This window comes from Pseudomonas petroselini (assembly GCF_045037875.1).
GTDB classification, from domain to species: domain Bacteria; phylum Pseudomonadota; class Gammaproteobacteria; order Pseudomonadales; family Pseudomonadaceae; genus Aquipseudomonas; species Aquipseudomonas petroselini.
On sequence record NZ_CP173614.1, the window covers coordinates 968,362 to 982,912 of the forward strand.

Here is a 14,551-nt window from a genome sequence, read left to right on the forward strand (position 1 = left end):
AAATTATAGAGATGTTTATGATATTCGAATGACTGCCCTTAGCGGACTTCTGTACGTGGTTGCTGGTAGCTTTGAGTCGATATCTGTCTTTCGCGAAGGACAGTGTCGACCCATTGTTGTCATTCATAACACTCAGGTTATAAGGACACAGCACTCGTTTTTAGTAAGGAAAAGACTTCAACGCAGTGCATGCGTTCTCACACAGCCTGGACTTAAAGTTGCCGTTCAGATGGATCTCCCTTCGGAGAGAAGTCTTCAGTGCTACGTCAACAGGACTGGCAGTCAAAACTATCTACTCCTCTAAAAAAAAGATATTGATATAATGTGGTTCTACTCCATTTTCTGCACACCATAAGTCAAACCGCTCAAGCTCTGATGCAACGAACCCTGTTTCATCCTCGTTTGTAATTAGGTATGTTTGCATATGTATTGGCCTTATGTACTCTCCATCTCTCATGAATTCGCGAGTTAATATGAGCTGTTCTGCGACCTCCTGTGTAGTCGTACCGTGCTCGTTCAATAAATATTTGTTCATGTCTTCATCAGTCGGTAGGTACCCACCACGCATCGCCATAATATCTATTGCGGATACTGCTGCCTTACTTAGTTTCGAAGGCTCCCAACAGTTGTTATCGTCGCGTTTAAGATGCTTTTCTTTTAGTTCTCGCGTATTGTACATCCAGCCGGCACTGACATCTGATTCTACTGCCGTAGCAATCAAGAGAGGTTCGATGCTATCCATATGAAGTCCATCGTCCCACGGCATATTTACATCAAAGTAAATTGCGATTTTTGACCAGATAAGCTCTAGTATTAACTTTGCTGAGTTATGGCAAGTCGAAAATACGGATACCCACTCGTTTTTTTCTGTTAGAACCAAAAATGGCACTCCATTTCCTTTTACAAGGCAATACCTATTAGAGGTTACCAGTGTGGGAATGCTTGGGATCCCTAAACCTTCGCCGCCTTGCTTCCATTTCTCCTCAATAATGTCTAAAAAAGCGGATCTTAGACCTTGTTCTGTTTTGTATCCTTCGTATCCATGGATAATAGTCATCGGGGCCAATGACTCTTGGATAAGGGTATAAAAAAGTATTCCTTCACTCTTTGGGAGAGAGTGCATGTCCAGATAATTTTCTGGGGCGATTTTTCCTGTTATTTGCGAGAACCATCTTCGGGCAGGGGCAATATTGGGTTTGTAATTTTCGTTTATTAATTTTTTTTCGAAATTTTCTGCAAATTTTTTCCTGATAGTAGCAAGGTGATCAATAGCGTCAACGTAGTCGCTCTTTCGAAGTGTTTTTTTAACTTCGAAGATGCATAGAACACTCTCTATGTCGTAATCGAATTGTTGCGTCCGTCCAAACTGCTTGCCTTCACCATGTACCAGCATGCAGTCGATTTGTTGAGGCAGCATTCGGCCCTCAATAGATATAAAACCAGATACCACTCTTAGATCTAGGTGTTTGGGGATCGCAAAGTCTTGATATATGCCTTGCTTTGTAATTTCCTCATATGCACTTCCTAGCGTCGGCATGTGAGGCATGTCAAAGCCATCTAGCTTTTGCGTCTCAACTTCTATGAAACGCTCAAGTAGTTCGGATGCCTTGCGAATCATTTGTTAGTCCCCATTATTTGCTAGGTTCATTGTTCTGAGTAGATCAGGTTACCAAGTTGGTTACAGGTTAACAGGCGCCCGCGCTATGGTTGAATAAGGCCTCGCCTGAGGCCAATATGAACCATAATCGGATGTCCGCTATTGACCCTAGCGGCATTTTCACACAGCTTGGGTTGGTTGCTGACCTTCGCCTAGTCGTTGAGCTTCCAGGATTTTCCTAAGCGAGTCGTGACCAATTGTATGGTCAGCAAATAGTAATAGCGCGTCGATTCAGTGTGCTGGTTTAGGTGGTGATTCAAAAACCACGCAAGGTGTTTTCTCTGCCAAGTCCATGGATTGTCGCGTTGCCAGCGTTCAGCGATAGCTGTTTGGATAGCCTTCGCCTGACGCAGGTGGCGTTGGCGGGTGGTGTGCGATCCGGTCAGGACTCCAGCCAGGAACAGTTCCATATCGAATACCTTACTCATGCTGGGCCCCCGATGTAAGCCGAAACTACGTCGATACGACCGTGCCCCAGTTCATAGCTGATTTTTGCTCGGGCCTCCTGATTTAGGTGTCGGTTAAGCTGATCGCAATGGCCACCGTTGATGGGCGCAGGATGATGGGTGATTTGCTCGTAGCGTTCGCATGCATAGGCCGCCCGCAATTCGTGGAAACCTTTGAGGTGGTGCTTATTGAGGATGTTCCGTGAGGGGCGGACGATTCTCTGTTGGAAATCGAGGTAGCTTTCGTGCGGTGCAAGTAGGTTGCGGCTACCGTCGGGCGAGACCTGATCGGCAAACCTCAGCACATCACGAATATGATCATCTACCGTAATCCAACGAGGAGCTGACGCACCCGAGCGGCCACCTTTGGTGCCGTCCTGAATGTTGATCTTGCCGTATTGTTCGGCCTCACGCTTTAGGCGCGGAAGGTCGGCTAAAATGGCCTCACGTAGACGCTTGCCGGTGGCTCGCGCTAACTGAGCGATGGCCGCGGCACGCGGCTGCTGGTGTGCGCAAAACACCTCTACGATCCGCTTCACGTGTTCGCGGTCTTGGCCTTGCGGCACTGAGCGACGAGCACTGGCCCGCTGCATTCCCAACGCCTTGCTTGGGCGCGGTACTTTCACGGACTGATCACCGCGAAGCGCGGCCATGGTTCGGTTCACGCTGGACAATCGGTTTTGCGCAGTCGCGATGCCGATAGCTCCTTGTGCAACCTGCTGGCGTAAGTGTCCTGCGTAATCCAGTAAGGTCTGCCGATCAATCTGCCGCGCATCGTTAAATCCTGGTCCATCCTCCGACCGACACCACCGTACAAACGCCTGCCAGCGATCACTGTGCGCTTTGACCGTCCCATAATGCCCATCGCCAAACAGATCTTTCAGCGCTTGCGGCCCGGCATAGCTCAATTGCCGGCCATAGCAAAAGTTCCGCCCATCCCGTTTACCGACCAGTGCCATGATCGAACTCCTCTCGAAGCCAAAACGTTTCAAACCTTCCCCACGTCATCCCGCCAAGAATGTTGAGTGTTATCAGGGATCAAGGCCCCTGCGACCTGTGAGGGTTGTCCGCTAACGCGGGACTGGCGGCTCTTTACGACCGGGAGCTTGGGCATCTCATGATCTGGCCTCCTGAGCACTTCCTAGGAAGTGGGCGGGTGGAGGCTGCACTGGCTGACGAGACCGGCGCCGCGAGATCCTGAGTCGGGTGAAGGCAGCTATGCGATGATCGGAGCATGCCTGACTGTCAGTCAGGTGCAGCCCATTCCGTGGGCTGCGGCACCATCATCTGCATCGCTGTTGCTGGTGACTTCGGTGATTGTCACGCCGATTGTCACGAGGGGAAACGCCGCAAAGCCTTGTACGAGTTGGGCTGCAGCAGCGGTAGGAGCGCCCGTCTCTTTCCGGGAGAAAGAGACGGGCGCAGGTTGGCGCAATGAAATGGCCAAGCGAATAGGTTGCTGCAGGGCAGCTATAAAAGGGTATGAGTTGCCGCAGTGGCACTCTGGTAGAAGTGGGCATCCATCACATCGCTGTGGCCGTGCGAGCCGCCGGACTCTAATCGCACTTTGGGGGAACCACCACGGTATGGCGTAGCCATAAAGGTTCTGGCTACTTGGGTTGCTGTCAACGACAGCGCTTTGCCCGATCTTTTCTACGCCTGTGGATAATTTGGGTCAAGGCTCGAATTTTCGGGAGTACTGCGGCTGTGGATGAAATTATCCACCGGTGGAAATCCGTGGTTTTCCACAGACAGTTGGATGAGCTTTAGATTTTTTAAGTGAGGTCCATCCAAGCAGGGCGGCTTTGCAGCCCTGTTTGGATGGACCCGCGTGGACAAACGGATCATCGAGATTTCGAGAACGTACGCTTACTTTGCTGCGCCGCGATTGGCTTTTGGCCGTGTGACATTCGTGCAGAGTCGTGAGGAGTGACATCCTCCTGCTGATGGGTGACTGGGAATCGGCTCCACCAGTTCATGATCAGTCTCCGCTCGTCGAGTTGCGTGCGACTATGGAAGACTGAGTACAATCCCCGCACGTATGTCTTTTCTTCGACCTTTTGCAGCTACGTGAAGCAGGCTGATCATTTAGGAAGTCTTTGATGTCACTCAATCCCCACACCCTTGAAGACCTGCCCTCGCTGGTTGAATCTGTCGAGCTCGAATGCAAGCTCGCTCAGGGGCAGGATGGGAAGGGAGAGTTGCCTAAGGATTTCTGGTTAACCTACTCCGCTTTTGCTAACACTCAGGGTGGGGTAGTACTGCTTGGCGTGCGCGAGAAGGATGGGCAGTTCAGCGTTGCAGGCCTATCAAATATCGAGAAAGTACGTACTGACCTGTTCAATACCCTCAACAATCCGGCCAAGGTCAGTGTCAATCTGCTGACTGACCGGGAGGTGGTCGTCAGAGAGTTGGAGGGCAAGCAGGTACTTGAAGTGAAAATCCCGGCGGCTTCGCGTAAGCAGAAGCCGGTATTTCTCAATGGTCAGCCGCTAGGTAACACTTATCGTCGATTACATGAGGGTGATCGGCGTTGCTCTGAGGAAGATGTTCGCCGCATGTTCGCAGAGCAAGTGGAGGACTGTCGGGACGAGCGGATTTTGCCGAATTACGACTTCGCGGACATTGATCCGGACAGTCTGCGTATCTACCGCCAGATGCTAAGCGACATAAAACCAAGCCATCCAGCGCTGGAGCACCAAGGGATTGAGTTTCTTCGACAGATAGGCGGCTGGCGAAAGGACCGAGCGAACGGAGTCGAAGGGCTGACTCTGGCAGGTTTACTGATGTTCGGACGCTGGCTTTCGATCCAAGAGAGTGTGCCGCATTATTTTGTGGACTATCAGGAGCGGCCGCAGGCCAAAACAGAACTACGTTGGGTGGATAGACTCGTCCCTGATGGAACCTGGTCAGGAAATCTGTTTGATTTCTACCGGCGGGTTTATCGCAAGTTGGTTGAGGACCTAAAGGTACCGTTCGCTCTCAAAGGTGATCAGCGCCAGGATGACACACCGGTACATGAAGCTCTGCGTGAGGCTTTGGTTAATACCTTGGTCCATGCGGACTATACCGGGCGGGTTTCTGTGTTAGTCGTGAAGCGTCCTGACTTGTTTGGCTTTCGCAACCCAGGCGGCTTACGTTTACCCCTTGAGCAGGTGTTGCAAGGTGGTACCAGCGATTGCCGGAACAGGCTAATGCACCAAATGTTTCTTCTTATCGGTCTTGGCGAGCGTGGTGGTTCTGGGGTTCCAAAAATCTACAGTGGGTGGCGCAGCCAGCATTGGCGACCGCCAGCCCTTTATGAAAAGCCCGAGCCCGAGCAAACCCTTCTAGAGCTTCGCATGTTGGACTTGCTTCCTGAAGGGGTGGTGGAGCAGTTACGAGAGCGATTTGGGGTTCGTTTCGAGAGCTTGGAACATACTGCCAGGTTGATTTTGGCCACGGCCGCGATTGAGCGGGTGGTCAGCCATAATCGTCTCCTTGAGATTTGTGATACTCATGCTCATGACTTGAGCCAACTGCTTGCGCGGTTGGTACGCGAGGGATTCCTTGTGCCCGACGGGCGCTCACGGGGCATGATTTATCACCTGCCGGGTGAGCAACTGCCTACGCCGGAGCAAGTGTTCGCAGGTCCGCTACAGAGCTCCGAACATTACGCCGGCAGCTCCGAACATAACGGGGCTAGCTCCGAACATAACGCAGGTAGCTCCGAACATAAGGTCGAGCTGGATATGCAGCAAAACGATGATGGCTGCTTGTTGAGCGATCATATTGACGCGCCGCTGATCGATGCTTTGGACAGGCTTGATGCAGGGTTTCGAGAAAAGCTCGAAATACTGGCTGAGGAGCCGCGCAATCGAGAGCGCATGCAAAAGGATCGTATGCAACAGGTGATTATCACCCTATGCAAGGAGCACTATCTGACGCTCAACGTGTTGGCTAATTTGGTAAAGCGCAGTCCAGATGCCCTCCGTCAGCAGTACCTGAATGGAATGGTGAAAAGTAGGCAGATTCAGTTGGCATTTCCGTCCAAGCCGACTCATGAAAGGCAGGCGTACAAAGCGTACGTTGGTGGGCAGGACGAGGAGTAGGCTAACGGCCTACTCCCTCAAGCGGCTTTTCGCCTTGAGCCGCGTGACGTTCGTCCCGGTCTGGTTTGCAAACTCGTGTGGAGTGACATGCTCCTGCTGGTTGGACTCTAGATACCGGCTCCACCAGTTCATGATCAGCCTGCGCTCCTCGATGAACTCTGCCTTGTGGATGTAAGCAGCTCGGACGTTATTCCGCTCCTTGTGGCTCATCTGCCTTTCAATGGCGGTCTCGGACCACAGTCCTGATTCAATCAGCGCGCTACAGGCCATTGAGCGAAAGCCATGGCCGCAAATTTCGGTTTTGGTGTCGTAGCCCATCTTTCTGAGTGCGCTGTTCACCGTGTTTTCAGACATGGGTTTCCAGGGCTTGGCATCGCCTGCAAACACCAGGTCGAATTTGCCGGTGAGGGCGTGGATCTGTTCAAGTAGGGCCACGGCTTGCGGCGATAAGGGTACAAGATGGATGTCCCCGGCCATCTTCGTACCTCTTGTTGAAAAGGGTACTCCCTCCAACGCGGGTCGAGTGTCCGGTATCTCCCAGGTGCCGCGCTTGAGGTCGAACTCGCTCCAGCGGGCGAAGCGCAGTTCGCTGGAGCGTACGAACACATGCAGCGAGAGCATGACCGTCAGCCGGGTAAGTGCGCGGCCTTTGTAGGTGTCGATACGTTCCTGCAATTCAGGCAGACGCGATAAGGGTAGAGCGGGGCGATGAATCACTCTCGGGGATTTGATCAAGCCTTCGAGGTCGTAGGCAGGGTTTGCGCTGATCTGCCGTGAACGCTTCGCCTCGCGCATGATGCTTTGCAGGTAGTTTTGTACCCTTAAAGCGACGTCAATCGTGCCGCGCTTCTGGATCGCTTCCAGAGGTTGCATCAGGTCATGGGTGTCCAGATCGACAATGGAGCGAGCGCCGATCAGCGGGAAGACATGGGTTTTGAGGCGGCTCAGAACGGTCTTGGCATGGCCCGGTGCCCATTTGGCAGACATCGCCTTGTGCCAGTCCAGTGCGGCGCTTTCAAAAGTTCGGCCTTTGATTGCGGCCTGCGTCTTGGCTTGGTGTTTGGTCTCTATGGGGTCGACGCCTTTCGCCAGCATCCGCTTGACCTCCAGGCGCTTGTCGCGCGCATCGGCGAGGCCGACCGCGGGGTAGTTGCCGAAGGAGGTCAGTCCTTCACGGCCATCAGGTTTTACATACCTGAAACGCCAGCCTTTACGGCCATTGGGTTGGACTAGAAGGTAGAGGCCGTCGCCGTCGAAAAGCTTGTAGGCGCGGTCGGTGGGCTTGGCTGAGCGGCAAGCCGAATCGGAGAGTGGAGCAGTGGTGCGCGACATAAGGGTACTCCCCCTTTATCGAATTACCTTACCCCTAAAACGATTGGAATCCACCAGTTTCTGACGGAAACCGATGGAACCCCAAAACGAAAAAACCCGCCAGAAGGCGGGTTTTTCGGGGGTTCCAGAGATTTTGAAAGCCTTCTCTGGAACTTTGTATGGTGCCGGCACCAGGAGTCGAACCCGGGACCTACTGATTACAAGTCAGTTACCTTAGCTTAGATAATCATAGGCTTGCGAACATTTTATGTACGCGACGCACAAGCTGCGCCTCATGTTTCACAGGTTGCTGCCGATTGAATGTACGTGGTAAACACACGCTTTTTTATTGGTGATTTGGCTCCGGTTGTGGATAACTGCTCCAGATTCGCAGGCATCTATGCGCCGTCGTGCTTCGCTTTTGGCGTTAGACGGACGAGTACGCTGTGCTACTATCGGCGGCCACAGCGGTAGGGTGAACGACGCAGGCGAGTCATGCGCATTCCTTTTGCAGCTGCTATATATAGTGCTAAAGCTTTGTACAAGATCCTTTGAGGTTCCATGGCAGCTACTATCAAGCCGCACGGCGGTAAACACGCGATCAGTAACGTATTGTTTCTGTTCGAGTTCTCTGCGCCATTGCCTCCGCATGCTTTCGCCAGCTTGCTTGAAGGGACTCAGCTCCACGACCAGTTGGTGGGGGAGTTGCCTCGGGTTTCTAAGCAGCAGCAGATGATGTTGAACATCCCCCAAGGGGCGGGTGTTGAGCAATTTTTCGGCGCGCCGTTTCCCAGTCCATTTGGTGGACCCTTTGGCCCAGCAGGGCCAATCTCAGGCATTGCTTTCGATAGGGTTAAGCCAAACGGCGAGCCAGCGCTTTCAGTCAACATTCAGGCCAATGCGCTCATCATTTTGTGCGGCGAATACGTGCGCTGGGCTGGATTGTGGGCAGAGGTCAGGAAGTATCTGTCAATTCTCACCCCTTGGCTGGGAGACACGAAGTTCTCTGCGCTGTCTTTGCAGTATACGGACGCCTTCAAGGTGAGTTTCCCACGAGGTGAAGCTCAGCCCCTTATAGAGCTTTTTAGCCCGCGGAATAAGTACTTGCCGTCGACTTTCACTTCGCTGACTGACGCTTTCCATTCTCATCATGGCTATTTCAGCCGGCCCGATTTCGGCCTTCGTGGTAAGCTTCTGACCAACGTGAATGTAAATGTCACCGAAACAGCTTCGGTGTTCGACGTTCAAATTACGACAGCCCACAAGTATCAGCTGTTCGAAATGTTCAACCCGGTTGTAAATGGTCAGTTGAACGATCAGATGAATGACGTATTCCAATACCTGCATGACCAGAATAAATTGGTAGTGGGGGATATGCTGACGGATCAGGTTAAAGATATGATCTCGTTCAACACAGTCCATCCCAACTAAGGAGAGTTGCTATGGCCGTAGCTATGGAAACACAGTCCACGATTGTGGATCAGCCTCCACCATATGTGGTGCAGATCCCGACTACCAAAAACGCGCCTAAAACGGTGATCCCTCAAGGGCTTACGGGTTTTTTTGTGCAGCTACCTCCCACACACTCCAATAGCAGGGATGTGGGTATGAGCAGGCTTTACGCGAAGCTACATTCGTATCTCCATGCGGATCACGACTGGGACGGATACGGCGGAGTGCCCGCCACCTATGCCTCGTGGGTCAACGCCGTTGAGTTTCTGCACGTCCTTCCGATTAGATTTGAAGCTCCCATCCCCATGCTGGCCGGTGACGGGGAGATTTCCCTCTTTTGGAAGGAGGCCGATAGCTACATCGAGATATCCTTCCCTGGTGACGGGACATTCCACTACATATACAACGCGCCTGACCTAAGATTCGCGAGTGCCGATTTGGCGCTTAACGAAGCGGTTCTTCATTCCGGCTTCTTGGCCCATTTGGGTTTGGTCTGACTTATATATGTCGTGTAGGGCATTGTTTGAAGGATTACCGACTGGAAGGGGCGAGGTTTCTACCCGCGCTAAGCTGATCGACGCCAGCTTTCCGAATGCATACTGCGAGTGTGAATCCGTCAGTAAATTCTCTCCTTGCGTGGTACGCGCGGAGGAGCATTTGCACAGATTCGTTTTTTCACCGCTGCATTTGCACGATGGTGAAGTGCTCCCTGCGCTGTTTTCCGATGCAAAGGATAAAGGCTTATCTTGCGAAAGAGCTGATACGGCAGCGATCGACCCGCAAAGTCATGAGCGTGGACGCCAGCAGGCTGTGGCTTACAATCTGGCCAAGCCAGATGACAGGCCCGAGAGAACTTACCTTGGAGCCGTCACTGCGACCTGCGTGGCGCTTCGTAGCCTGATGATGGATAACAAGAGGCTCTTAGCGGTGTACGATACTGCTCTCGAGGACAACGTAGTTCATGTCGACGTTTTCGAAGTTGCGGGACGTTCGAATGCGGAAAAGAAGCAAGCTCGCAAGGACCTCGCAGACGCATTCACAAAGGTGCCGGTAAACGGTTAGCCTCCGGATGGATCTACCAAAGGCAAGCTCAAATCATAGACGTCCATCATCGCTTCATCTTTGTGACCTGATGCTTGCTGCTTGTCGGCTCGCGTGCCCGCCGTGTCGGTGATGCCTTTGCGTTTGAAGTCGTGCATCCCGAACCGTTGTTCTTCTGTAAGTACCTTTTTTTCGATTGCCTGGCTGATCAGCCGCTGAAATGCGGTATCAAGGCCAGATTTCGACAGCGGTCCACCGCTAGCTGAAACGATCAGAAAGCGCTGTCCAGGTCGGAACGGTACTGGCTTCTTCATTCTCTCCCAAGTGCTGGTCCTCACAGCCTTAGCCGCATCCCAGGCCGCGCGCAGCCGAGGCGTCCAACGGACAATATTATCCCGGCTGCCCTTGCGGCGGTTAGTGAGCACGCCTTCGGCAAGTTCGTTCTCGTCAGTGAGCGTTATTGTCTCAATCCCTCTTAGCCGGCACAGGTACCCAATTTCCATCACGTACCATAGGTAAGGTGAACACGCGCCTTTCTCGCCGCGCTTCAACTGGCCTTGTTGGTGGGCGAACTTGATTAGGTTCACCATAACGCTGGAGTCTGGCAGCCTGCGCTGCTTGCGTTCTTTCGGCGACTCGATGCCCTTGGCCGGGTTGTCCTTCACGAATCCACGGTTACGCCCCCATTGCATCACGCGGCGCAGATAGCGTAGGGCATGTGCCGCTTTAGATGGCTTGCCTTCCTGGGCGATCTTATCAATGATCCGCTGGACCAGCGCCGGCGTGAACTTCAACACTGCCAAATCGCCCAGCGGCTTGCCGAGCTTGGTAGGGAGCGCCAACAGAACATCTCGAGAGTAAACGTAGTCGTCGTGCGTCTTGGGGCTGAGACCCTTGTACTGATCGCTTTTGTGGAATTCATCACAGAGGTACTGCAGGCTGTCGCGGTCTACGCCGTTGCGCTCTTCGATGAGGCGGTGAAGCTCTGAAAGCGTCACATTACCCGCGCAAAGATTCTGCCGCTGTCGCCGCCCGGCCTCATTGAAATACAGGATGTACCAGCACCCAGAGCCCCTATGGTCGAAATAGACTGAGCGCGGTAAAGCCGCCTGGTCAATGTGCCCAGGGATGTTTGGATTGTGTTGGCGCTTTCGACCACGTTTCATACGATGTCCGCACCGTAGCTGTCGCTATCCACGGGTTTTAGTCCGCCTGCCTGATTGACCAAATCCACCGTAGTCCAGGGCCCCTTTCGTCCACTGAAAATTCGAATTCCTTGGGAGCGCAGCGCTTTTTCAACGTCTGCCCGGCGGCTATATCCGGTTACGCGTTGTAAGTCTTCAAACTCAAGTACACGGGCTGCGCTCATGCTGCCTCCCGCTTACGGATATGCAGCCCTTCGATCATTCCGTTGTAAACAATATCAATAATTACCACTGGCTCCCCCTGGGGCTTGGCTTGAGCGTCCTGAAATTGGGCTAGTAACAACGTGTTTCGCTCCAATTCCCACTTCAGGGCAGCCTCGGCGTTAGCGAGTCGTTGCACTAGAGCGTCGTAGTCCGACTCACGAACGCAGCGGATGTTTTGTGCGTTGTAGGACCAGAAGCGCTGCACGCTGTCACGACGATCTCGGCCATCAAGCAGGTCGCGCAATGCCGAAACCGATTTGAATAAGCCCTCGTTCATCTCATCAATGTCAGAACACAGGTATACCGATTCAGTCCTAGACGCACCCCATTTGCCAATGCTTGCTCGGTATCGTTTCGGCATGCAGTCAATCGTTTGCGTATTACTCGCCAGTGCTCTGCCAATATCAGTACACATCCAGTTTTCTCGGCGGCTATATGGATTGCCCACTATCCGTTCTACCCATTCAAGTCGCACAAGTCCGCGCTTCTCCAGCGCTTTCATAGTCAAGTTTGTGCATGAGCGCTCGGAATAAAGGCGACTACCTGCTGCTAAACCATCGAGCATGCGGCACTGAATGGGCGATAGCCCGTCGCGAGTTATCGGTTTCGGATCACTCATAAATCACCTCAGCAAATCAGTTGTGCCAGTGCCAGCAGGCACCAGCAGTACGCTAGGAGTTGGGTCATGGCTGATCTCCCTGTTACATCCGAAACGATTGATGAGCGCGCGATGGCGGTAACTTCTGGTCGGCGGTATGTGCGCCGTTGGATTGGATTTCACAAACGAAGCTGTGTCGTTTACGGTTGGGCGCAGTCAGCGCTTTGGTCAGACCTGGCACGACGTCGATGCATTGCTCGTAGGCGTGAGGTCCCTTCCAGCTATCAGCCTCTACCACCTGGCAATCTGTACGGGTTGCGTCTGCGCACAGGTACAGCAGTAGGAAAACGGTCATACGCCAACCTCCTGCTGGGCCATACTCAGAGCAATCGCCACCGGCTGCACCCAAACCGAAACGTTGCTGAGCATGAACGTCTCTCCTGCCTCGGAAAGCAGCAGTGTCATGCCGAACACATCGGCCATTGCCCTAGCTGCCGCACGGGGTACTGCATTCCCAATCCGCTCTCGGTGCTGGCCGTCGTTGATTCCGTCCAGTCGGAAGACTCCCGCCTGTTCAATCTTGCGAACGCGCTGCATGCGCTCGATCTCATGGGCGGTCTGTGGATCTGCTGAACAGTGATCTTCTGGGTCGAACAGTGATTGCAGCGCGGCCAACTCCAGCGTGGTGAACGGCCGGTGCCAGGTCCCGTCGAGGCTGGTGATCATGCAGGTCAGCCGATCGTTGTGCGCCGGCATGCGCTGATCTGCAACCGACCACCGCCCATTGTCGTGACAAGCGCTGGCGGACACGGCTCCGGCCGGCGTGTGGTAGTCGACCACGCCGTAATGCCCGCCAGTCAGGTACGCATCGCCCTTGCTGCGCGACATTCCTGGGCGAGGATCTGCGATCGATAACGCCCCACTGGCAACCTGTTGCGAGCCAGTCACGGTCTTAGTGCTTTCGCACCAGGGCGTGATCCGCAACTTTTGCGTGCTGGCATTCGGGTGCCATTTTTTGTAGGCGGGATCGGCCACGGCGAAAGCGCCTTGTCCGGTGGTACTGTCGGCGATGACGGTGCCGGCCAGCTTGCTGTAGTCGGTGACCAGGTATTTGCCGAAACCCTTGGACGGTTGCCGAGGTTCGGCCACTGCCTGCCCGCCAGAGCTCGGCCCGTGCCCTGCAGTGACAGTGCCGGCGGTTTGGTCATTGCGTACCACGCGGAACACATTATTGTGACGCTCGCCTGTCATGCGCGGGTCAGCAACGCTGAACGTCCCTTGCCCCGCGCTGCGCTGACCGGTTACTACACCGCAGTGGCGGTCATAGGGCAACACGCCGAATTGGGTGTACTCGAATTTGTTGGTGGGTCGCGGATCTGCCACGGAAAACTTGCCGTTCATTGGGCGGCTCGCACCTGCAACCACCCCGGCTGTATCGTCCCAATCGACAACCCCGAGTACGCCGTTGTGGTAGTCAGGCACGATCACGAAGTCGCGCAGGTGCCCGTCCTCGATCGCAAAGCGGCTCAGGCTGCGCCAATCCTTCCCGGCCTCGACCAGGGCCAGGCGTACCCATGTTTTCCACTGCAACGCCGGCACGCGCTGCATCGGCCCTGCCTGATCTATATCGCCTGCCAGGGGCATGCGGCTCAGCACGTCACCGACTGCACGCAGGCTGCGTTTCTCTGGTTCGTACAGGAACGCGGGGACCTTCTCGACATGCCTGGCCACCAGCAAGAAGCGTTTTCGGCTCTGGGCCAATCCGCCAATTTCGCCACAGTCGTGGGTGGTTTCAGCCACCGCGTAGCCGTAGTGCCTTAGCAGTTTGGTGATCTGGTCCAGCAAGTACCGGCCACGAGTGGCCAGGCGCGGTACATTTTCGAACACGATCAGCGACACCGGGTTGTGCTTCCAGGCTTCGCACATAAGCCATACGCAGCGCAACGTCAGCTCATTGAGCGCCCGGTATTTGGGTGTCTGGCTCATGGTCTCGGACAAAAGGCCCGAGGCACCCTTGCAGGGACTGCTGATGAACACTGCATCCGGATCTTCGTTGCCGGCAGCGCGGCGCAGATCCTCGGCGGTGGCTTCCTTCCAGCCGGCGGGAGGCTGCTGGCCGTGGAACGCCGTGAATTGCTCGCGTGTGAACAGGTCCATCAGCGTGCCAGGTACGCCGGTCATCATTTGGAAATCGCGTAACCCGGCGGGGTCGACGTCGACCCCGCCGAGGCAGCGCCATTCAGCTTGCACAGGTCCCAGGACCGGTTTGGAGTCGCTGAAACCAGCAGCGCCGCTGCCGAGGCCGCAGCAAAGATGGAAGTGGGTGAGGGTGCGCTTAAGCATGGGAGGCCTCCCGCGCGGCAAAGCAGCAATTCCCCGAAACGTGCATATACCCCACGACAGGCTGCGCGGGCGGGCGTCCCGAAGCGGTAAGCGTTGCATCACTGGCCGCTGCCCCGCGCAGCTTTTCGTGGGGTATACGTGCCTCGGCAGTGGCGCTTGAAGGAGCAATAATGCCTGCTGCTGCGCAGCAGAGACTGTTTGTT

Annotated in this window: 13 protein-coding genes; 4 read left to right on the forward strand and 9 right to left on the reverse strand. The window is 54.4% G+C overall.

Annotated elements, in window-relative coordinates; genetic code table 11:
* Positions 1–292: 292 nt before the first annotated feature.
* From ACI512_RS04545 to ACI512_RS04555, 3 genes are all read right to left on the reverse strand, one after another.
* A complete protein-coding gene (locus tag ACI512_RS04545; protein WP_405121635.1) occupies positions 293–1,618 on the reverse strand; it encodes a DUF6602 domain-containing protein in 1,326 nt (441 codons plus the stop codon).
* A 191-nt stretch (positions 1,619–1,809) separates the two neighbouring features.
* On the reverse strand, positions 1,810–2,085 hold the full coding sequence (locus tag ACI512_RS04550; RefSeq protein ID WP_236383475.1) for a hypothetical protein: 276 nt from the start codon (positions 2,083–2,085) through the stop codon (positions 1,810–1,812).
* Positions 2,082–3,062 (reverse strand): integrase domain-containing protein, encoded by a 981-nt coding sequence (locus ACI512_RS04555; protein WP_236383477.1) that lies wholly within the window; start codon positions 3,060–3,062, stop codon positions 2,082–2,084. The genes ACI512_RS04550 and ACI512_RS04555 overlap by 4 nt, the downstream gene beginning before the upstream one ends.
* A gap of 1,143 nt (positions 3,063–4,205) precedes the next feature.
* On the opposite strand from ACI512_RS04555, the gene ACI512_RS04560 reads away from it, so the two are divergent.
* Positions 4,206–6,194, forward strand: a complete 1,989-nt coding sequence (locus ACI512_RS04560; protein WP_405121636.1) for an RNA-binding domain-containing protein — start codon at positions 4,206–4,208, stop codon at positions 6,192–6,194.
* A 9-nt stretch (positions 6,195–6,203) separates the two neighbouring features.
* Here the strand turns inward: ACI512_RS04560 and ACI512_RS04565 are convergent, their stop codons facing one another.
* Entirely contained in the window at positions 6,204–7,526 is a 1,323-nt protein-coding gene (locus ACI512_RS04565; RefSeq protein ID WP_236383763.1) for an integrase arm-type DNA-binding domain-containing protein, read from the reverse strand.
* A gap of 540 nt (positions 7,527–8,066) precedes the next feature.
* On the opposite strand from ACI512_RS04565, the gene ACI512_RS04570 reads away from it, so the two are divergent.
* The 3 genes from ACI512_RS04570 to ACI512_RS04580 all read left to right on the forward strand — a co-directional run bounded on the left by ACI512_RS04570 (position 8,067) and on the right by ACI512_RS04580 (position 10,019).
* A complete protein-coding gene (locus ACI512_RS04570; protein WP_405121637.1) occupies positions 8,067–8,936 on the forward strand; it encodes a TIGR04255 family protein in 870 nt (289 codons plus the stop codon).
* Positions 8,937–8,947: 11 nt separating this feature from the next.
* Positions 8,948–9,454 carry a hypothetical protein gene (locus tag ACI512_RS04575; protein WP_405121638.1) on the forward strand — a complete coding sequence of 169 codons (507 nt, stop codon included), beginning with the start codon at positions 8,948–8,950 and terminating at the stop codon, positions 9,452–9,454.
* Between the two features lie 160 nt (positions 9,455–9,614).
* On the forward strand, positions 9,615–10,019 hold the full coding sequence (locus ACI512_RS04580) for a hypothetical protein (RefSeq protein WP_405121639.1): 405 nt from the start codon (positions 9,615–9,617) through the stop codon (positions 10,017–10,019).
* On the opposite strand, the gene xerC is transcribed toward ACI512_RS04580, so the two are convergent.
* From xerC to ACI512_RS04605, 5 genes are all read right to left on the reverse strand, one after another.
* Entirely contained in the window at positions 10,016–11,164 is a 1,149-nt protein-coding gene (gene xerC, locus ACI512_RS04585) for a tyrosine recombinase XerC (RefSeq protein ID WP_405121641.1), read from the reverse strand. The genes ACI512_RS04580 and xerC overlap by 4 nt on opposite strands.
* A complete protein-coding gene (locus ACI512_RS04590; protein WP_405121642.1) occupies positions 11,161–11,367 on the reverse strand; it encodes a DUF4224 domain-containing protein in 207 nt (68 codons plus the stop codon). Before ACI512_RS04590 ends, xerC begins: the two co-directional genes overlap by 4 nt.
* The gene (locus ACI512_RS04595) at positions 11,364–12,026 is read right to left on the reverse strand and encodes a hypothetical protein (RefSeq protein ID WP_405121643.1); all 663 of its coding nucleotides are present in this window, start codon (positions 12,024–12,026) and stop codon (positions 11,364–11,366) included. The genes ACI512_RS04590 and ACI512_RS04595 overlap by 4 nt, the downstream gene beginning before the upstream one ends.
* Before the next feature lie 82 nt (positions 12,027–12,108).
* Positions 12,109–12,360: a hypothetical protein gene (locus tag ACI512_RS04600; RefSeq protein WP_405121644.1), complete on the reverse strand. Its 252-nt coding sequence runs from the start codon at positions 12,358–12,360 to the stop codon at positions 12,109–12,111.
* Positions 12,357–14,348, reverse strand: a complete 1,992-nt coding sequence (locus ACI512_RS04605; protein ID WP_405121645.1) for a DNA cytosine methyltransferase — start codon at positions 14,346–14,348, stop codon at positions 12,357–12,359. The genes ACI512_RS04600 and ACI512_RS04605 overlap by 4 nt, the downstream gene beginning before the upstream one ends.
* Positions 14,349–14,551: the final 203 nt, after the last annotated feature.